3 protein-coding genes and 2 pseudogenes are annotated in these 3,538 nt (G+C 71.8%); 2 read left to right on the plus strand and 3 right to left on the minus strand.

What is annotated here, in order from left to right:
- Positions 1-312 (minus strand): annotated as a pseudogene (locus WA805_RS10250) (hypothetical protein); the annotation flags it as partial.
- Positions 313-417: 105 nt separating this feature from the next.
- On the opposite strand from WA805_RS10250, the gene WA805_RS10255 reads away from it, so the two are divergent.
- The gene (locus WA805_RS10255; protein WP_422325820.1) at positions 418-897 is read left to right on the plus strand and encodes an Lrp/AsnC family transcriptional regulator; all 480 of its coding nucleotides are present in this window, start codon (positions 418-420) and stop codon (positions 895-897) included.
- 192 nt (positions 898-1,089) lie between these two features.
- On the opposite strand, the pseudogene WA805_RS10260 reads toward WA805_RS10255, so the two are convergent.
- Positions 1,090-1,560, minus strand: a pseudogene (locus WA805_RS10260) (Clp protease N-terminal domain-containing protein); the annotation flags it as partial.
- A gap of 22 nt (positions 1,561-1,582) precedes the next feature.
- Positions 1,583-2,065 (minus strand): hypothetical protein, encoded by a 483-nt coding sequence (locus WA805_RS10265; RefSeq protein WP_422277438.1) that lies wholly within the window; start codon positions 2,063-2,065, stop codon positions 1,583-1,585.
- 140 nt (positions 2,066-2,205) lie between these two features.
- Here WA805_RS10265 and thiI point away from each other — a divergent pair, with 140 nt between their 5' ends.
- Positions 2,206-3,465 (plus strand): tRNA uracil 4-sulfurtransferase ThiI, encoded by a 1,260-nt coding sequence (gene thiI / locus WA805_RS10270; protein ID WP_422325821.1) that lies wholly within the window; start codon positions 2,206-2,208, stop codon positions 3,463-3,465.
- Positions 3,466-3,538: the final 73 nt, after the last annotated feature.

Raw genomic sequence — 3,538 nt, forward strand, 5'->3', positions numbered from 1 at the left:
GCCCTGCCGGGCACCGAGCCCGGCGGACACGTAGCCGATCACGCCGCCGGCCGAGGGGAAGGCGCGGCCGAGGGCGGTGAACACCACGGCGAAGAGGGCGGACAGGCCGAGCAGCCCGGCCCAGGCCAGCAGCGACGCCGGTCCCGCCTGCGCGGCGGCGAGGCCGGGCAGGAGCAGCAGGCCGGGGCCGAGCAGGGCGCCGATGTAGAGCGCGGCGCCCCGGGCGGTCGTCAGCCGCGGAGACGCGGCAGCAGGAGCAGGTGCAACGGCGGCGCCGGGCCGCGGGACCGCGAGAACTGTCGATTCGCTCACGAGTCAAGAATCGCCGAAATGGGCTCGCACGCGATGGCAAATTTCGCCCCGCTGAGCTCACCTAGCGACACAGGATTGCGTGATATCGCCGATATGCTGAGTTTCATGTCGGAACATCTGCCAGACAGAGTTGATCGTGCCATCGTGACCCGGCTCCAGCAGGACGGCCGGATCGCCAACGTCGACCTCGCGGACGCCGTCTCGCTCTCGCCGTCGGCGTGCTTGCGCCGGGTCAAGGCGCTCGAAGCCAGCGGGATCATCGCCGGATACCACGCCGAGGTCAGCCGTGCCCGCGCCGGGCTGGGCCTGACCGTGTTCATCGGCCTGACGGTCGAGAGTCACTCCCGTCAGGCCTCGCAGGAGATCGAGCAGGCGCTGCTCGCCATCCCCGCGGTGGTGGCCTGCTACCTGGTCTCCGGGAGCGACGACTTCCTGATCGAGGCGGCCATTCCCGACCTCGCCAGCTACGAGAAGGTGCTGCTCGACCAGATCCTGGCCGTCCCCGCGGTCGACACGGCGCGGTCCGTCTTCGCCATCCGCACGGTGCTCAGCCGCGGCCCGCTGCCGCTCGACCACTGGAGATAAGCGTCTCCGGCGCTACTCCGCCTCCGCCTCCGCCTCCGCGGCCCCGGCCGGCGGTTCTTCCCGCCCGGCGTCGATGCCGAGGTGGCGCTCGATCGCGGACAGCCGCCGGTCGATGCTGGCCAGCAGGTCCTTGACCTCGGTCAGCGCATCAACGCGAGTCAGCACCCGCCGGCCCACGGAGACGGCCCTTGGCTCGGATCCTGGCCCGGTCATTTCGGCGGCCTCGGGTTCGGCACTGATCAGCCTGGCGACCGCCTCCCGCACCGCCTGCGCCGTCGCGCCGCGCTGCTGCAGGATCTGGGCGCCCACGCCGTCGCCCTCGTCGATCAGCCCGAGCAGCAGGTGCTCCGTGTCGATGACCTCGCTGCCCATGGTCAGCGCCTCGCGCAGCGACAGTTCGAGGATCTTCTTCGCCCGGGGGGTGAACGGGATGTGCCCGCGCGGCGTCTGCTGTCCGGGCCCGATGATCTCCTCGACCTGCTCGCGGGCCGCGGTGAGGGTGACGTTCAGCGACTCCAGCGCCCGCGCCGCGACGCCTTCCCGCTCGGCGAGCAGGCCGAGCAGCAGGTGCTCGGAGCCGATGTAGTTGTGGCTGAGCCGCTGGGACTCTTCCTGGGCGAGCACGACGACGCGCCTGGCCCGGTCGGTGAACCGCTCGAACATCGTCGCCCCCTTCAGAGCCCGGTCAGCGCCGCTGCGAGTGCGCGATGTTGATGACGACGATGGCCAGCCAGACCACCAGCACGATGAGCACTGCGGCGACGCCGTCGACGTGGTGGCTGACCACGGCGGCCGTCGCCCCGATGCCGATGCCCATCGACCCGAGGCCCAGGATCATCCCGGTGACCCCGTTGCTGCGATGAGGCGCCTGCTGCGGTGGCGTCGAGGGAACCGTGGCGGCCGGCGCTGCCTGCTGGTGGCTGCCGGGGTAGCCGGGCGGCACGATCTGCTGGCCGGGGGACTGGTAGCCCAGCCTCGGCGCCGCCTGCTGGTGCCCCGCGCCCATGCCGCCCGCGCCCATACCACGCAGCCGCGCGTCCACCCGCCGGTCGATCTCCTCGCCGATGCGCTCGACAAGACCTTCGGCGAGGGCCGCGTCGTACCGCGAGCCTAGCTCGGCATGGGCCGCCACCGAGGCGGCGATTTCCTCACGCTCATCGGCGTTCACACCCGCACGGTACGTCGCCCGGCTCTCCGGGAGCAAGGAAGATTGGGGAGGAAGCCGCGTACGTTCGGGATAATCTGAATTTCCCTCGCTAGCAGGCAGTCATGGCTGGCGGCCAGAGCTGGCACACTGGAGGGATGTCCATGACCGATCCCGTCACGGTGGCCGGGACGGCGGAGCAGCCCGCCGGCGAGCCGTGCGTGCTCCTCAAGCTTGGCGAAGTCGTTCTCAAGGGCCGTAACAGGCACCAGTTCGAACGGCTGCTGCAGTTGAACATCCGGGCCGCTGCCAGGGATACCGGGCTGCCCGTCGAACTCCTGCCACGTGAGGGAGTCGTGGTGCTCCTGGTGGCCCCCCAGGAGCTCACGGCGGCCGAGCACGCCGCCGCGGTGGACCGGGTGGCCGAGCGGGTCAGCGACGTGCCGGGGATCGTCCGGGTGTGCCGGGCGGTGCGGGTGGCGAAGACGCCGGAGGCGACCGTCGCCGCGGCCATCGAGCTGACGAGCCCGGCGAGCGGCGCGTTCGCGGTGCGGGCGCGGCGGCGGGACAAGCGGTTCCCTGTCACTTCTTCCGAGCTGGCGGTGATCATCGGCCGCGAGGTGCAGAAGGCGCACGGGCTGCCGGTGAACCTGAAGAAGCCGGACACGGAGATCTTCGTCGAGGTCGACCAGCGCGAGGTGTTCGTGTTCACCAGCAGCGGGCAGCCGGGACAGGGCGGGCTGCCGGTCGGGATGAGCGGCCGGGCGGTCGCGCTGATGTCCGGCGGGATCGACTCGCCGGTCGCCGCGTACCGGATGATGCGGCGCGGGCTGCGCTGCCACTTCCTGCACTTCTCCGGGATGCCGCTGACCGGCCCCGAGTCGATATACAAGGCTTACGCGCTGGTCCGCGGCCTCGACAGGTTCCAGGGCGGCTCGCGGCTGTTCGTGGTGCCGTTCGGGAAGACGCAGCAGGCGCTGGCCAGCTCGGGCGCCGACCGGCTGCAGGTGATGGCGCAGCGGCGGCTGATGCTCAAGACCGCCGCGGCGCTGGCGAAGCGGCTGGACGCCGCGGCGCTGGTCACCGGCGACTCCCTCGGCCAGGTGTCCAGCCAGACGCTGCCGAACATCACCGCGCTCGACGACGCCGTCCGGCTGCCGATCCTGCGGCCGCTGCTCGGCTGGGACAAGACCGAGATCATGGCCGAGGCGCGCCGGCTCGGCACGCTGTCGATCTCCGAGCTGCCAGATCAGGACTGCTGCACGCTGCTCACCCCGCGCCGGGTGGAGACCCGGGCGCGGATCGACGACCTGCGCCGCATCGAGGGACGGCTGGACGCCGAGGAGATCGCCGAACAGCTCGCCGCCACGGCCCAGGAGTACCGCCCGGAGTTACGCCGGCCAGCCGCGGAACGATCGTGCTAGCCCGCCGTCAGCGCGGGCTCCGTACCGGGCCGCGTGGCGGCGCTGGGGGCCGGAGCGGGCGTGAGCGTGCGGC

Source organism: Trebonia sp. (assembly GCF_049794275.1).
GTDB lineage: Bacteria > Actinomycetota > Actinomycetes > Streptosporangiales > Streptosporangiaceae > Trebonia.